A 15,307-nucleotide genomic window follows, 5' to 3' on the forward strand; every position below is an offset into this window, starting at 1 on the left:
TCCAATCTTTTGGCAAGTCATTCACGTAGAAAAACATGTTTTTCGCGTATTTTTATGGCCCGTATGAGAATTTTTTCTTCAATAATCACATCCCTTCTCTTGCTAGTACAGTGAATAGTCTTGCCAGATGCTCTGTCCGTGAGTAGTCTTGCCAGTGTCGTTGTAGATCCATGAGTTTGACTGTCCTGCTGATTTTATATATAATGATTCCAGTATCAAAAGGTCTGATCCCACCTGTGCTTGCACAAGGGATGGGAAATGACCTTGGGACACGCCCCGATATGAACATAAAAGTGGGGTGTTTTGGTTTCTATAAGGAGGTCCATATATATGCCAGCTTCATTTAAAGATATTCTGAACCAGTACATAGATGCACTGGGCTGTACAGCCAGCCAGCTTTCCCGTTATTCCGGCATCTCCGGTGCTACCATCAGCCGTTACCGTTCCGGTGAGCACATCCCTTCCCGGATTCACAGCATTTTGAGTTTCTATGCCAGGCAATTTCTCAGCTTGCTGCCGAAAATGGTCAGAGTGACCTTACATTTCAAAAAATTGCAGATACTTTCCACTGCCGGGGATATGAATCCTCAGTTGGAGAACCGGTTTTCCCGTAATTTCCACGCCCTTTTGTCAAGTCTTTCCATTAGCGTATCTGATCTGGCCCGTGCACTAAATTACGACTCATCTTATATTTCCAGGATCAGGAATGGACAGCGGACGCCTTCCGATCCCCGCTTTCCGCTGAGGGAACCGCTCATTTTGTGGTAAAACGATATCCGGAAGTCTCCCACCGTACTATGGTTGCCCGCCTTACCGGCTGCGATCCTCAGGAGCTTATGGATGATACTGCATATTTTGAAGCACTTTCCCCGGTGGCTGATACAGGGTGAAAATAAAGAGAAAGACGATCTTTCAGGTTTTCTCCGAAAGCTGGATGAATTTGACCTGAATGAATACATCCGTGTGATTCATTTTGATAAGATGAAAGTACCCTCTGTACCTTTCCAGTTTCCCATTTCAAAATCCTATTACGGTCTGTCTGAAATGATGGACAGTGAGCTGGCTTTTCTGAAAACCACAGTTCTTTCCAAATCCACGGAAGCTGTGACCATGTACAGTGACATGCCTATGGAAGAAATGGCAAAGGATCCGGATTTCCCGAAAAAGTGGATGTTTGGCATGGCCATGATGTTGAAAAAAGGACTGCATCTGAATCAGATCCACTGTCTGAACCGATCCTTTACAGATATGATGCTGGGACTTGAAAGCTGGATCCCCATGTATATGACCGGCCAGATCTCCCCCTATTATCTGAAAACTCCTGCCAACCTTACCTTTTCCCATTTATTGAAGGTATCCGGCAGTGCGGCTCTTTCCGGCGAAGCCATTACAGGTTATCACGAAAATGGCCGGTATTATCTTACCAATAATAAGGAAGAAGTTGCTTATTATAAAAAAAGAGCAGAGCACCTGTTATCCAAGGCTCTGCCCCTTATGGAAATCTATGGGTCAAGGATTCCCGTTCTCTTTATCATGCGTTTTTACATTCGGATATTGCTTCTGGCGGCAGCCGGTATGGGATCCTGTCCTCACTGCCTCTTTACACAGCAGATGAAGCCCTGCTTTGCCAGATCATGGATCACAATCAGGTTACCTCCAAAGAGCGGACGCAAATCCTGTCCCATGCCAGAGAACAGCTGGAAATGGCACTGCAGATCCTTTCCAGCGATACCATCACAGAAGAGATGCCCCTTCTTACCGAAGAAGAATTCCACAGATCTCCCATGCGACTTTCCCTGTCAGGTATTTTCTGTGAAAAGGACATTTTCTACAGCTGGGAAGACTATCAGAAGCATCTGCTGCTTCTTAAAAAATTCCAGGAATGCCATCCCAATTATACCTGCCGCCTGACCACAGAAACTGCTTTTTCCAATATCCAGATCCAGATCCACAAAGGCAGCTGGGTCATGGTTTCCAAAAACAAAGCTCCTGCCATGCACTTTTTGATCCGTCATCCGAAAATGCTGCATGCATTTGAAAATATGGTCATTCCTATCAGCGATACAGCACAAACGCCTCATAAGGCTTCAGCTGCACCTGCTGCTGATCATACTGACCTGGAAGATTGGAAATAAGGCATTTGCCATTTACAAATTCTTCCGGCAGCTGAATGCTTTGTTCTTTGCCGGAGAAATTGCATACAACCAGAAGCTTCTCTTTCTCCAGCTCCCTTGTATATACGAAAAGATCCGGATCATCAGGGAGAAGCAGCTGGTATTTTCCATATACGACCACCGGATACTCTTTCCGGAGCTGGATCAGTTTTTGGTAATAATAGAACACAGACTGCGGATCCTGAAGCTCTGCTTTGGCATTGATCTCTTTGTAATTAGGATTTACAGGCATCCAGGGCGTTCCTGTGGTAAAGCCTGCACTTTGGCTGTCATCCCATTGTACCGGAGTACGGGCATTATCCCTGCTTGTAAAGGTGAGGCATGGCCAGAATATTTCATGGCTTAAGCTTCCGCTTTCACACCACTCCTTGTATGCATTAATGCTCTCAATATCATGAAAATCTGCCGTGGGTCTTGAAAGGATAATTGGTCATTCCCAGCTCCTCTCCCTGATATATATATGGCGTCCCCTGCATCATATGAAGGCAGGTAGCCAGCATCTTTGCAGACACTTCCCTGTACTCTTTGCTGTCATTGCCATAGCGGGATACTACCCTTGGCTGATCATGATTATCCCAGAAAAGGCTGTTCCATGCTTTTCCATAAAGCTGGGGTCTGCCATTTTGACAGAATCTGTTTCAGCTCTGTTAATGGCTTGGGTTCATCCGTCCACTTCCCGTATTTGCCTCCGTCCACATGTTCAAACTGAAATACCATATTCAGCTCATGCTCGTCTTTGCCTGCATACTTCTGGGCTTCCTCAACAGTAACTCCTGCTGTTTCCCCAACTGTCATAATATCATATCTGGAAAGCACCTTTTCATTCATTTCTTTCAGATATTTATGCACATTAGGGCCATGGATGGAATATTTCCCAAAGTCTCCATACTTACCGCCGTGGGTTTCTCCATCCGGCATCTCCTTTGTCTTGGAAATCATACTGATCACATCCATGCGAAAACCATCAATACCCTTTTCACACCACCAGTTCATCATATCAAAAACTTCTTTTCGCACCTGGGGATTGTCCCAGTTCAGGTCTGGCTGCTTCTTTGAAAAAAGGTGCAGGTAGTACATCTGCCGCTGTTCATCATACTGCCATGCAGAGCCCCCGAAAACGGAGCCCCAGTTGTTAGGCGGAAGGTTTCCCTCTTTAGCAGGTCTCCAGATATAATAATCATGATAAGGATTATCTTCTTTCTTACGGCTTTCCACAAACCATTTATGTTCATCAGAGGTATGGTTCACCACCAGGTCCATCAGAATCCGGATCCCACGCTTATGAGCCTCTGTGAGCATTTCATCAAAATCCTCCATCGTTCCAAACTCTGTCATGATCGCCTGGTAATCACTGATGTCATATCCATTATCATCATTTGGGGATTTATAAACCGGTGATAACCAGATCACGCTGATCCCAAGCTTCTGCAGGTAATCCAGTCTGGATGTGATCCCCTTAATATCTCCGATCCCATCTCCATTGCTGTCCATAAAGCTTCTGGGATAAATCTAATAAACAACCGCTTCTTTCCACCATGCTTTTTCCATTTATGTTCTTTTCCTTTCTGTTTTAATAATCTTTAAGAATGTCTTCGGATAAGAATCGTACTGCAATTCTCTTAGAATTTCCCACTGGATCCTCCATGGGTTTTCCCCTGTGAGGAAGTATGTGTAGTGCTGCCGGAATTCTCTTCCTGTCTCTCAATCGGTTTCTTTGTAACTATGCAATTTACCAGATGATCCTGTCTGGTGGTAAGCCGTATGCTGCCTGGCACCACATAATCCTGTGCACTTACTTTTTGCCTTACAGACGTCAGCTTGCTTTTCTTGATAAGCCCAATGATCAGTGCGATCACCAGACCGATGAGAAGATCTGCCGGTATCCAGAAAAGGCCCGGGGTCTCTTTGGGAAGGTGGTCGGTATCGTATGGCTCTCCTGTTTTCGCCTGTGTAAGGAAATCATCGCAAAGAGAGGTAAAGTCCTCAAATGCTTCGTAATAATCATCATCCTTCAGTTCTGTGGAAATCTGTTCGATGATATACTCCTGTCCTGCATCTGTAAACGCAGTGATCCCAAAGCCACTGGTACTGATGGCCCAGTTCCTGTCTCCCATATCCAGCAAAAATAGGATACCATCCAGATCCTGTCCCTGTCCATATCCCTGCAGGTCATAATAATCATCTGCGTATACAGTGGCTTCCTTTCCCTCCAGATCCGGCACCGTAACAATCACTACGTCACAGGCCTGCTGTGTACTTACCTCTTCAAGTTTCTTTTCCAGCTCTTCATACTGTTCTTTTTCCAGGATCCCGGCATTATCTACCAGAAGGGTCCCGTGTTCCTGAACCTCTTCTGCATTCACAGGCATAATCTGTGTTGCACTCATAGTGGTGAGAACAGTCATAAGAAATAAAGTTACAGTTCTACAAATTCTTTTTCTCATTGTCTTGTCCCCCCTCCTATAACAGCATCAGCAGCCACATAAGTCCATAAAGGACAGCGCCGATGGCCACACCTCTGGACAGCACATATTTCCAGAATGCCTGTTTATCAGCCGGCAGATCTCCCACCATCTTTCCTGTCTGACCATTCATGGCAAAAAGATAGTGTTCCCCATTCCATGTGGTGCTTAAAAGCCATACCGGATATAACACATACATGTACTCTGCATTCAAAATATGTATATCGCTGTGCGCCATATTTACAGAAGTATAATGCTCCATATCCTGACTCATGGCTGCTTCTGCACTTTTACGGATCCGCTGTGTAACCCGTTCCTGGCTGTCTTTGGCTTCCACGTCATACCGGTCTGCAAAGTATCCTGCAAGATAAGCATTCTGAAACGGAACAGCCTCTGCAAAATCAAATGGTTCTATAGATTCCATAAGGGTATTATCCATTTTACGGGATCCGTCTACCGGCAAATGGGTAAAAGACATATTCCCGCCTCGTTTTACATCATAGGATTTCCGCTCGGTATATTCCATGTCGCCCTGTTCCCATACCCGGATCTTTTCTGCTTTGTAGGAAACATCTGCATGAATATCCGAATCAAAAAGCCAGAAAGGAATGTATACTCCTTTTATTTCATCAATATGATTTTCCCTTGCAAATACAGAAGGCAAAAAGCTTTTTCCTTTCAGATGGTTCTTATAAGATTCCTTTGCTGCCTTTTTATCCAGCTTAAAAGGTATGATGCGGTCCGGCTTCAGATCTCCTGCAAACTGACCTTTTACAACGATTTTATTCCCGCAGAACGGACAGGAAGATGCTCCTGTAGTCTGTTCGGCAATAATTTCACCTCCACAGGACTGACACACATAAACCTTCATATCCTGGGTTTCTTCCTGGGACCAGGTTTCGTTACCTGTTGATGTCCACTGAGCGGTTCCCTGGTCTTTTGCATTCTGTCTTTCCCACTCTTCCACACTGATCTGGGTATCGCAGTATGGGCACTTTAACTGCTGTGTCTTGCTGTCAAACTCCATAGCCCCGCCGCAGGCCGGGCACTTATATTCCATTACATCACTCATCCGGTTGTCTCCTTTCCCTGTGCTGGTACGTTAAAAAGGTCTGCTCTTTCCGCACTCCTGGCAGAATTTCCCTTTATTTACTGTGCCACAGGAGCAGGTCCACTGATCCTGTACAACCGGTCTTGGAGAACCGCATTCCGGACAGAATTTCCCGGTTGCAATCGTGCCGCACTGACACTGCCAGCTTCCTGGCGCAGTCTGCTGTGCTCCAGGCATTCCCTGCTGCATCCCTGCCATGTTCTGCTGCGCTCCAGGCATTCCCTGCTGCATCCCTGCCATATATGGCTGTGCTCCGGGCATTCCCTGCTGCATCCCTGCCATGTTCTGCTGTGCTCCCATCTGGTAAAGTCCCTGCATATTCATACCGCCTTGTGCAGATGCCATATTCATGCCGGCAAATCCCATCATGGCTCCGTTCTGATTAGAAGCAGCCATCTTCATGGCCTCTGCCTGTGCTCCTGCCAGTGTAGCTGCTGCCATCGACGGATTTTGTAAAATAGCCATTCTCTGAGCCTGTTTGATCATCTCAGCATCTTCTTCAGGAAGTGTAACCTGATTCATGCCGATCGCTACGATCTTCAGACCGCGCAGTCCCTGCCATTTCTCACTGAGGATCTTATCCATAGCATCTGTCAGTTCCATTAAATGTCCCGGAATCGCATTCGGACGGATTCCCATCTCTGAAATCCTTGCAAAACCCGGCTGTAATGCTGTAAGGAACTCCGCCTTTAACTGACTGTCCAGTTCCTCTCTTGTGTATTCCTCGGAAACATTGCCGCACACATTTGTATAAAACAGAATGGGGTCAGTGATCCTGTAGGAATACACTCCATTACAACGTACAGACACATCGATATCAAGACCGATATTTCTGTCTACCACCCGAAACGGGATAGGAGAAGGAGTTCCGAAACGGTTATCCATAATCTCCTTTGTATTAAAATAATATACTCTCTGATCCTTCCCTGTATCTCCGCCAAAGGCAAATCTCTGTCCGATCTTGTTAAAGGTATTGTTCAGGCTTTCTCCCAGATCACCAGAAAAAATACTTGGTTCTGTGGAAGTATCATAAACAAATTCCCCAGGCTGTGCGCACACCTCCACTACCTTGCCCTGATCCACAATAAGCATACACTGTCCGTCTGCCACAGCGATCACAGAGCCATTGGAAATAATGTTGTCATCTCCTTTTTTATTGGAAGATCTTTTCCCGGTCCGCTTCCTGCCCTTCATCACAAGAATGTCCCGATCCATAGCTTCACAATAAAAATATTCCTTCCACTGATCTGCCAGCACGCCTCCAACTGCACCTATTCCAGCCTTAAGTAATCCCATACCTCTACCTCCCGTAAAAATGTTATTATTTATTATTCTACCGCATTTTCTGTTTTTTTTCATCACCTATTTGAATGAAATGCATTTTTCCTTAATTTTTTCAAAAAACGTAGAAAACAAAAGCAAGAGAGTCACTCTAAACGGATTGACTCTCTTGCTTTTGTAGTTCTACATTATTCTCTTAGATGTATATTGTAACTTTTCTATATCATATACACTTGTTGATATGCACTCAAACAAATCCGGATTGAAAATTGCCAGATTATATCCCCCGGGATTTGTTGTGCTATTGTATTCGATTCCATCATACTCTTGCGTGCCGTTATGCTCAATACTTTTAATAAAATCAACAACGTACTGCGTAGGAACATAGTCCAATGTGCTGTCACTTCTGCGTAAAGATTTACTCATTTCAGTATTTAGCTTTTCGAGATATTGCTTGTTTATTGCATGATCAAGATATTCGAGTCCTTCGACAAATGGGCTAATCTCAGCTATAGCTCGCAGATCTACCACTGTAATATCTTTCTTTAATCGGAACGTACCGACACATACAAAATCAAAAACACCTGCACGTACTTCATGTAAAGTGGTATCAATATCACTAGCTACGTAAAGGCAGGTAATACCTCTGGCATTAGCCCTACCTTCCGAACTCTTCCCAGCTGGAGGCGCAGACATCTCGTCAATTGGATATCCATTCCGTTCAGAAATTCTTGCACGATAGAATAGATCTCCAGTTTTGTAAGTTTTTCGTATAAACGAACAATACTTTTTCAGAATATCAAAATTGATCAGCTTTGAATGATATCTGTTCTTTGTTTTAATTTCCATTACAAAAGAATCCCAATCATTATTCTTTAACAAAGCATGATCTTTTAGATATGCACTATCATATAGTTCCGGAATGCCAACCGCTCCATCAAAAAGCTCAGGAACACTTGCATAGAATTCACTACAAACCGCCTTTAATATCTCATAAATCTGTCTTCTTGGAATCTCTGCAAAAATATCCCATCGATCTTTCAGATCATCAATCAAAGATCTGGTTTCGGCTCTGGGATAATCATCTGGAAGCATAGTAAAAGGAGTATAGATGCTTAATAATTCTTCAAAATAAGGAGTTAATTCGCTTTGTATGCTTGTGTCATACAAGTGTCCATCTCTATGATGACACACAGGACATTCCCCTGTATTTGATGCAGATATAGCGCAAATAATTGAGGCAATTTCCTTGTCATTAAAACAATGTTCACAAAAAATCATTTTGCTACCCCATCCAAATATTTGCCCATCAGTTCAAGATGGTGCATAATCGAGTACTTCTTTACAACGCCTAATCCTGGATAAGTCTTGTTGCGGTAGGCTGTTTCAAATTCTCGGATACCTAGGGTATTCAATTTCATAGTTTTATTCCACTCGACTAATTTTTCAACAGCTTCCGCAAATTTTCTTGCCGGGTCAGAGATATCGTCATTAGAATCAGAAACAAAGTGTGCAATTCTTAAAATGTTCTTCTTATCAAAATACACAATGTGAATTGCCACCGCATATGGAGCGAAACCAGTTTCACTATATTCCTCGCCTACAACAGAGTAATCAGAAAAACCTTTATATCCATCATATGCATAGTACAAGTGATCAGACGAAAAGAATTCCGATTCTATATCTAAATAATCAATATTTCTCATTTGTTTCGGGAAATGGTCTTCACACATAACACGATTAGCACGAATTCTTCTTCTAAAATCACCTTTATCAGGGATCACATTATACATAGGGATGTTATCCCCAATTACTTCTTCGTAGTTGTCCACATATTCCGGATTGTTGCAAAGCAAAAGAAGAGAATCAATTGAAAGTCCCCTTTTAGCAGCAAAGTCAATGTCAGCAGATAACTTTGATGTCACATAAAAAGAAGAAATAACATTCACATCTTTAAACTGCTCGATGGCTTGTTCATAAATTTTAGCATTGCTTTCCTTTTTCGCATCCTTAGTCCAAGAACCTACTTGCGGATTTCGAATGATAGCAATAGACTGACCGGCGTTAATAAAAGAATCCACTGTTTTCGTATAAGTTGATGATACTTTTACTGGTTCTACAATAGGAATTATTTTGCTGCCAAGCAGTCTCTGATTAACACACTCACGTAGAGCCAAAAGTTCAAATTGACGACCTCGTAAAATCGGAAAATACATAATATCCTCCTATGAATTCAAAAAACAGCATAATTTTGCGTAGTCACTTTTCTTGTAATTTGAAAAATAAATTAAGAACTTCAATTCATACGGTATTTTTGAGTATTCAACAACATCTATTTTCACTCTTAACTTCAAGATTTGAACGAACATTTGATAAGCTACATCTGTTGGCAATGTCTCAAACATTGCCTGACATACTCTATAGTATTCAAATTGCGATACATCTGGTAACCGTCCAAAATGTTTAAGCAAGATCTGCTCATACTCATTTTTACGCAGAATCTTAAACATAATTGATTTCGAAAGCATCTCATTATATTCAATTGGTTCCTTGCGTACACTCAATGTTCCCTTTTTTGTCAATATGCAGATCCCTGTAGGAGAATTTTGCAACCTTTGCTGTATATCATCAAAATTCTTTTCTGATGTAACAACAACCACTCTTGAAAAAGCTTTATAGTAATTTTCAATTTGACCGTCAAGACGATCAAAATTATCTAAGGCTGTTTTTTATCTCATATACAACAGCTTTCCCGTTTATTAAAATGAAGTCAGCTTTTGAATTTCCTACTGGTACTTCGGTTAATGCCGTCGTAGTATGTGGACTATGAACGCCAAGTAATAATTTGTTGAGTAAAGTGTTTTTATAATAATATTCATTTTGGTATTCTTTTTTAGGTATTGATAAATTTCGCTAATGCATTCTTTATTGGTTTTCCTAGTAGGTTCAACAATATATCTGCGCATTGCTGCTATATATGCAGGACTTTCCCCATCATCAATCACTTGCTTAAAGGTGTTTCGAGTAAAGAAACGATTAAGCAATATTGAATTAGCATTGTCCACTCAAAGTACCACCTTTCTGCAAATATAATATCATTTTATACAGTGTATTCGTTCAAACAAAATTTGTCAAGTTTTCTGATGAATAATTATATTATTCCAGTCTATCAGAATGCTCTCCCCTAACAAATATACAAGTAATGCCCGATTAAGTTCTACTTTAAAAGGGCTATCACTTAGCACAAAACATTGCTAATGCAACAGCCCAAAGAATTTTTTATATTTCCGGTCTATACCTTTTCAGATTTTCTATATAACCCTTATTTCCTGTCAAGGGTAAACCAGAATTCCACTCCGTTATCAAAATTCACAACTCCATATTTCTGGTTCATGCCCTCCATGATCGCCTTGACAATAGAAAGTCCAATACCACTGCCGCCATATTCCCTGGTGCGGGCTTTATCCACTTTGAAGAACTTATTCCACAGCTTGGGGATATCCTCCTCCGGTATAGGCGTTCCTGTGTTAAAGACTGTAACCTTTACTGTGCTTTCTTCTTTCAGGATCTAATTATCTCTATCATCGTGTTCCCCTTCCAGATGGTTCAGGGCATTGCTCACATAATTGGTAACTACTTCCTCAGTCTTAAACTCATCTGCCCAAACATAAACCGGCTTCTCTTCCTCAGAAAATGATCTTTGCCTCTTTTTGCTGGATCATAATATCCATGGTGGACAGAACCCCCTGGATCAAAGCTGTCAGGTCAAAGCGTTCCATCACGATCTCATCCCTGCCGGACTCCAGATGATTCAAGGTAAGAAGATTTTTCACCAGCTTATTCATCTTTGATGCTTCGTCCATGATCACATCACAGTAGAACTCCATGCTTTCCGGATCATCATTGATCCCTTCCTTCAGTCCTTCTGCATACCCCTGCACAAGGGCAATGGGAGTCTTCAGCTCGTGGGACACGTTGTCCAGGAATTCTTTACGCATCTCATCGATCTTAACCTTATCTGCAATATCCTTCTGAAGCTTGTTATTAGCAGATTTAAGCTCTGAAATAGTAGTTTCCAGCTGGCCGGACATCCGGTTGAAGTTATCTCCCAGAACATCGATCTCGTTGCCTGCATGACTTTCATACTTCGCTTCAAAATCCAGGTCTGACATTTTTCTTGAAAGCTCCGTCAGTTCGCTGATCGGCTTTGTGATCCTTCCTGTTACGATCCAGATCACAATACCGCTGGCAATAATGATCAGTGCTCCCACAAAGAAATAAAACTTATTGGATATGGCAGCACTTTCACGGATACTTTCCAGCGGGCTCCGGATCAGGAAATAATTTCCATTATCAAAAACGCCCCAGCATTCCACATAATCCATTCCCACAAAACGGTCATGCACCTGCTGTACCACATAGTCGTCAGTGGATTCCAGGATCTTACCCTTTACTTTGTCATCATCCAGATTGCTTGCATACCCGAAAAACAGCTTGTTCGCAGCTGATCCTCATTCTCCGGCCAGCAGATATACTTGGTGTTATCGCTGTTGATCAATACCCAGGTAAGATTCTTTCTGGAACCTGACTGTGCGATCTGTGAAGGCAGTTCTTCCTCTGTGCCGTCATCGTGGACTACTTCATCAACATCGATCTGCGCCAGTACCTCTTTGGCCTACAGCAAAACCTCTTTCTTCCGTGACACATAGTATTTTTCAAGAAAAATCCCATTGATCAACGTAATTGCAAGCACAGAAAGTAAAAGAAGCCCTATAAAAGTAAAGGTGATCTGGTGCTTCATAGTGTGCAGTTTTTGGGCTTTTGCGGCTTTTTTATGTTTCCCTGGTGTTTTCATTCTCCCACCTCAAACTTATAGCCCATACCCCAAACGGTCTTAATGTATTCCCCTTTCTCACCCATTTTGCTGCGCAGCTTCTTCACATGGGTGTCAATGGTTCTTGCATCTCCGAAATAATCATAATTCCATACAGAGTTCAGGATCTTCTCTCTGGAAAGGGCAATGCCCTGGTTCTCCAGAAAGTATGTGAGAAGTTCAAATTCTTTAAAGCTTAAATCCATAGCCTTCCCATCTACAGTGGCAAGATCGAGCAGCCTTATCAATCACGATCCCTCCTGCTGACAGTACATCCTGCTGGCTTCCCTGCCCTGTACGGCGCAGGATCGCCTCTACCCTTGCCACCAGGATCTTGGGACTGAATGGCTTGGATATGTACTCATCCACTCCCAGATCAAAGCCCAGAAGCTCGTCTCTTTCATCACTTCTTGCAGTGAGCATGATGATCGGCACTTTGGAATCCTTGCGGATCTCCCTGCACACTTCCCAGCCGTCCATCTTCGGCATCATCACGTCCAGGATCACCAATGCAATATCCTTTTCTTTATAAAATATATCCATGGCCTCTTCACCGTCACCAGCTTCCAGCACCTGGAAATTCTTCTTTGACAGAAAGTCCTTTACCAGCTTTCTCATACGGCTTTCATCATCCACTACGAGAATCTTAAGTGTATCCATTTATAAACCTCCTTGTTATCCGCCCTATAAAATTCATAGTTATATAATATAACGCATCTGTGGGCATTTCAAGGCGAGTTTGTGACTTTTGTGTGAAGGGATACGATTGCTATCCACAAGTAATATTTTATCTGGGCCACCGTTCCTCTTTTGGCGGCAGCGGTTCATACCGGTTCTTCCCACCCTCCATTTGATACCAATATGCCACGCTGGACACATCGTCCTGCCGTTCAAACAATCCATTATGGGACATTCCGATCTGCTGTACAGTTACGCGGATATCTTCCTGGAAATATATTGGATCCGGAATGTGAAACCTGTACATTCCTCGCATGGGAGGACAGTCATCATTATGATAAGGATGCGTAGTCAGATCATCATGGGCAGAATAATAAGGATATCCAAGAAAAGGAGTTGAATAGGTCTGTTCTTTCATTTACCAGGTTCCGGGCTTGCAAAACTCCAGGAACCGCCTACATAATCCTCCATTCCGGTGCCGCAGATGGTAGGGTAATCTTTATCCCCATCCAGATAAAATTTCACTTCCCCTTCTCCCCACCAATACCGTTCCAGTGTCTGTAGCGCAATATAAGTTCCTACATAAATACCCTTTCCATGTACCCCGTCCAGAATGGTATAATCCTTCTTTTTACAGGTTACAGGCTCCCGGTTCCATTTTGCATGAAAATAAAACACAGGATCCGGCAGAGAATCATACAGACAGTAATCAATCTGGTAAAAAAAGGCCGGCACAGGATTTTTATGTTGGCTGATCAAGCGGATCTGTGCTCTTTTCCTGAATGGCATAGAAAAATAGCAGTTCAGTCCACGAGACGGCACTACTGCAATGGGATAAGAATTTACCATACATTCTTTCCCGAAACCACAGCAGAAGAAATCCCCTAATGGTACCTCTACAGCCGGATATTCTTCACCGTCCCAGATCATCTGAAGTATCAGATCCCGAAGCACAAAACAGTCACCCTGCGTGGTTTTGTTATCCACTGTAATCCAGATATGATTAATTACCCCACACCCATGTATATCTGCCAGGACTGTAGTACTGCCTGGTGCAATATCTGTAATGCATGGATGACCTTTTCGGCTTTTGCCAAGGCTTCCCGCTGCCATTCCTCCTTTACCCTTTTCTCCAGTAGGGTTCTCCCCATTAATGGCACGGGAACTGCCAAACTTCCCATAAGGAAAGATATTCCCAAATAAATTCATCAGCGCCTCCTGTCCTCAGAACACATATCTGTCAATCCAATTCTCTGGCTGCAATCTTTTGTTCTGTTATCTGATTTCGTTCTGTTCTTCTCCTTCGTACATTTCAAACTGCTGCACCTGCACGTTTCCATATTCTGTGAAAACTCCTGCATTACCCGGTGTAAAACCATAACATCTTCCGCTAAGGGCCACATCATCCACATAAGCTGTCACAATATCGTTAGATGTAAGAATGAAAATCTGTACAGTTCTGTCTTCTCTAAAACGAACAGGGCGGGTTTCTTCAAAAAACTGATCCATTTCTGTTTTCCCGGATCTTTCCAGTACCATTCGGCCATGTCCCAGTTCCAGACGCAGCTGACACCACTGATTCATTTTTTCTCCGGATACATGGAACATGATCCCAACTGCATGAGTTCCTTCTGTCCATTGCAATCTTGCTTTTATCAGACATACATTTTTCATTGCCCCCATCTGTATCCAGCCAAACCCATCTTTAGAAATTCCTTCTGTCAGCAAATCTGCTGTTCCGGCTTTTGAACTGCATTTCCAAAATCCAGATTTAGGAATCTGTTCCAGACTTATTCTTTTAGAAAAAGACTGAAGGATCGTATCCGGTATTTTTACCCCCAGTTCTCCATTGTCTCTTGGAACTAGCTGATGGACGATCACATTTCCACCCCATACATACCTGCCTTCATTGGTACAGTCCTTCCGGATAGACTGCCATCCCACCAGATATCGGTTGGTCCCATCAGAAACTGTTTTTGCAGCATAGAAATCCCTGCCGTCAAATTTTTCATCCCAGAGAGGCGGTACCCATGGACCTTTTAAAGAATTCAGCCATTTTATATTTTGTTTCCCATTGTTTTTCATCGGAGGAATGCGTCAGATACCATCTTCCATTCATCTGCAAAACGTCGTGGCATTCCAAAGTGGGATCTATCCGAGGCGAACAGATGGTATCATAATATTGCCAGTTTCGTATATCCTCTGAAAACGTATACTGCAAGTACAACCACTGCGATTCTTATCCCCATCCTTTTCACAGGCAGTAACCAGCATACAATACTTACCAAGAACAGGATTCCAGAATACATGGGGATCTCTCCAGTGTCTGCCTGCAAAATGTTCCTCATCCGGACAGAATATGTAATCCCTGTCCTTTTCCCAGATCTGCAGATCCCTGCTTGTAGCCCTGAGGATTGCCTGTTCATATTTACCTTCTTTTTCCTCTGTTCCCTTCGCAAAATCCAGTATAATAAAAATAATATTTTTCCCCATCCCAGCACACACTGCCTGTTGCAGCATGCCAGTCCTGCTCCTGTGGTGTTCCGTTCTGAAGCACCAGGGCCTGAAATGGTCATAATGCACAAAATCTTTTTGTTTCTATTGCATAAATGCAATACTTATAAAGATAAAGAAATGTATACACTCCATCCTTGTAAAAAGGCATCAAATCCCCACACATTTCTCCATGGGGCATTCCTTCATACTGATATTCCGGTGTATAAAAATG

The 15,307-nt window shown here is 42.8% G+C and carries 11 protein-coding genes and 5 pseudogenes; 3 read left to right on the forward strand and 13 right to left on the reverse strand.

Annotated elements, in window-relative coordinates; all coding sequences use genetic code 11:
- Positions 1-330: 330 nt before the first annotated feature.
- Genes R1Y93_RS10845 through R1Y93_RS10855 form a run of 3 tightly spaced genes read left to right on the forward strand, consistent with a single transcriptional unit; the run spans position 331 to position 1,911 of the window.
- The gene (locus tag R1Y93_RS10845) at positions 331-768 is read left to right on the forward strand and encodes a helix-turn-helix domain-containing protein (protein ID WP_500822811.1); all 438 of its coding nucleotides are present in this window, start codon (positions 331-333) and stop codon (positions 766-768) included.
- A complete protein-coding gene (locus R1Y93_RS10850; RefSeq protein WP_500822812.1) occupies positions 762-890 on the forward strand; it encodes a hypothetical protein in 129 nt (42 codons plus the stop codon). Before R1Y93_RS10845 ends, R1Y93_RS10850 begins: the two co-directional genes overlap by 7 nt.
- The gene (locus tag R1Y93_RS10855; protein ID WP_500822813.1) at positions 841-1,911 is read left to right on the forward strand and encodes a hypothetical protein; all 1,071 of its coding nucleotides are present in this window, start codon (positions 841-843) and stop codon (positions 1,909-1,911) included. Before R1Y93_RS10850 ends, R1Y93_RS10855 begins: the two co-directional genes overlap by 50 nt.
- Before the next feature lie 144 nt (positions 1,912-2,055).
- On the opposite strand, the pseudogene R1Y93_RS10860 reads toward R1Y93_RS10855, so the two are convergent.
- From R1Y93_RS10860 to R1Y93_RS10920, 13 genes and pseudogenes are all read right to left on the reverse strand, one after another.
- A pseudogene (locus tag R1Y93_RS10860) lies at positions 2,056-3,665 on the reverse strand (glycoside hydrolase family 13 protein).
- Positions 3,666-3,793: 128 nt separating this feature from the next.
- Positions 3,794-4,618 carry a TPM domain-containing protein gene (locus R1Y93_RS10865; protein WP_500822814.1) on the reverse strand — a complete coding sequence of 275 codons (825 nt, stop codon included), beginning with the start codon at positions 4,616-4,618 and terminating at the stop codon, positions 3,794-3,796.
- Between the two features lie 16 nt (positions 4,619-4,634).
- Entirely contained in the window at positions 4,635-5,708 is a 1,074-nt protein-coding gene (locus R1Y93_RS10870; protein WP_500822815.1) for a TFIIB-type zinc ribbon-containing protein, read from the reverse strand.
- Between the two features lie 30 nt (positions 5,709-5,738).
- On the reverse strand, positions 5,739-7,043 hold the full coding sequence (locus tag R1Y93_RS10875) for an SPFH domain-containing protein (RefSeq protein WP_158422807.1): 1,305 nt from the start codon (positions 7,041-7,043) through the stop codon (positions 5,739-5,741).
- Between the two features lie 168 nt (positions 7,044-7,211).
- Positions 7,212-8,309: an RES family NAD+ phosphorylase gene (locus tag R1Y93_RS10880; protein WP_294529095.1), complete on the reverse strand. Its 1,098-nt coding sequence runs from the start codon at positions 8,307-8,309 to the stop codon at positions 7,212-7,214.
- On the reverse strand, positions 8,306-9,244 hold the full coding sequence (locus R1Y93_RS10885) for a sce7725 family protein (protein WP_500822816.1): 939 nt from the start codon (positions 9,242-9,244) through the stop codon (positions 8,306-8,308). Before R1Y93_RS10885 ends, R1Y93_RS10880 begins: the two co-directional genes overlap by 4 nt.
- A gap of 9 nt (positions 9,245-9,253) precedes the next feature.
- A pseudogene (locus R1Y93_RS10890) lies at positions 9,254-9,745 on the reverse strand (sce7726 family protein); the annotation flags it as partial.
- A complete protein-coding gene (locus R1Y93_RS10895; RefSeq protein ID WP_500822819.1) occupies positions 9,741-9,929 on the reverse strand; it encodes a hypothetical protein in 189 nt (62 codons plus the stop codon). The pseudogene R1Y93_RS10890 and the gene R1Y93_RS10895, both read right to left, overlap by 5 nt.
- Before the next feature lie 421 nt (positions 9,930-10,350).
- Positions 10,351-11,829, reverse strand: a pseudogene (locus R1Y93_RS10900) (sensor histidine kinase).
- 50 nt (positions 11,830-11,879) lie between these two features.
- Positions 11,880-12,561: pseudogene (locus R1Y93_RS10905) on the reverse strand (response regulator transcription factor).
- A gap of 127 nt (positions 12,562-12,688) precedes the next feature.
- Positions 12,689-13,791 (reverse strand): annotated as a pseudogene (locus R1Y93_RS10910) (glycoside hydrolase family 172 protein).
- A 63-nt stretch (positions 13,792-13,854) separates the two neighbouring features.
- A complete protein-coding gene (locus R1Y93_RS10915; RefSeq protein WP_500822817.1) occupies positions 13,855-14,664 on the reverse strand; it encodes a glycoside hydrolase family 32 protein in 810 nt (269 codons plus the stop codon).
- 66 nt (positions 14,665-14,730) lie between these two features.
- Positions 14,731-15,162, reverse strand: a complete 432-nt coding sequence (locus tag R1Y93_RS10920; RefSeq protein WP_500822818.1) for a hypothetical protein — start codon at positions 15,160-15,162, stop codon at positions 14,731-14,733.
- Positions 15,163-15,307: the final 145 nt, after the last annotated feature.

It is taken from the genome of Blautia sp. HA3515, assembly GCF_059933065.1.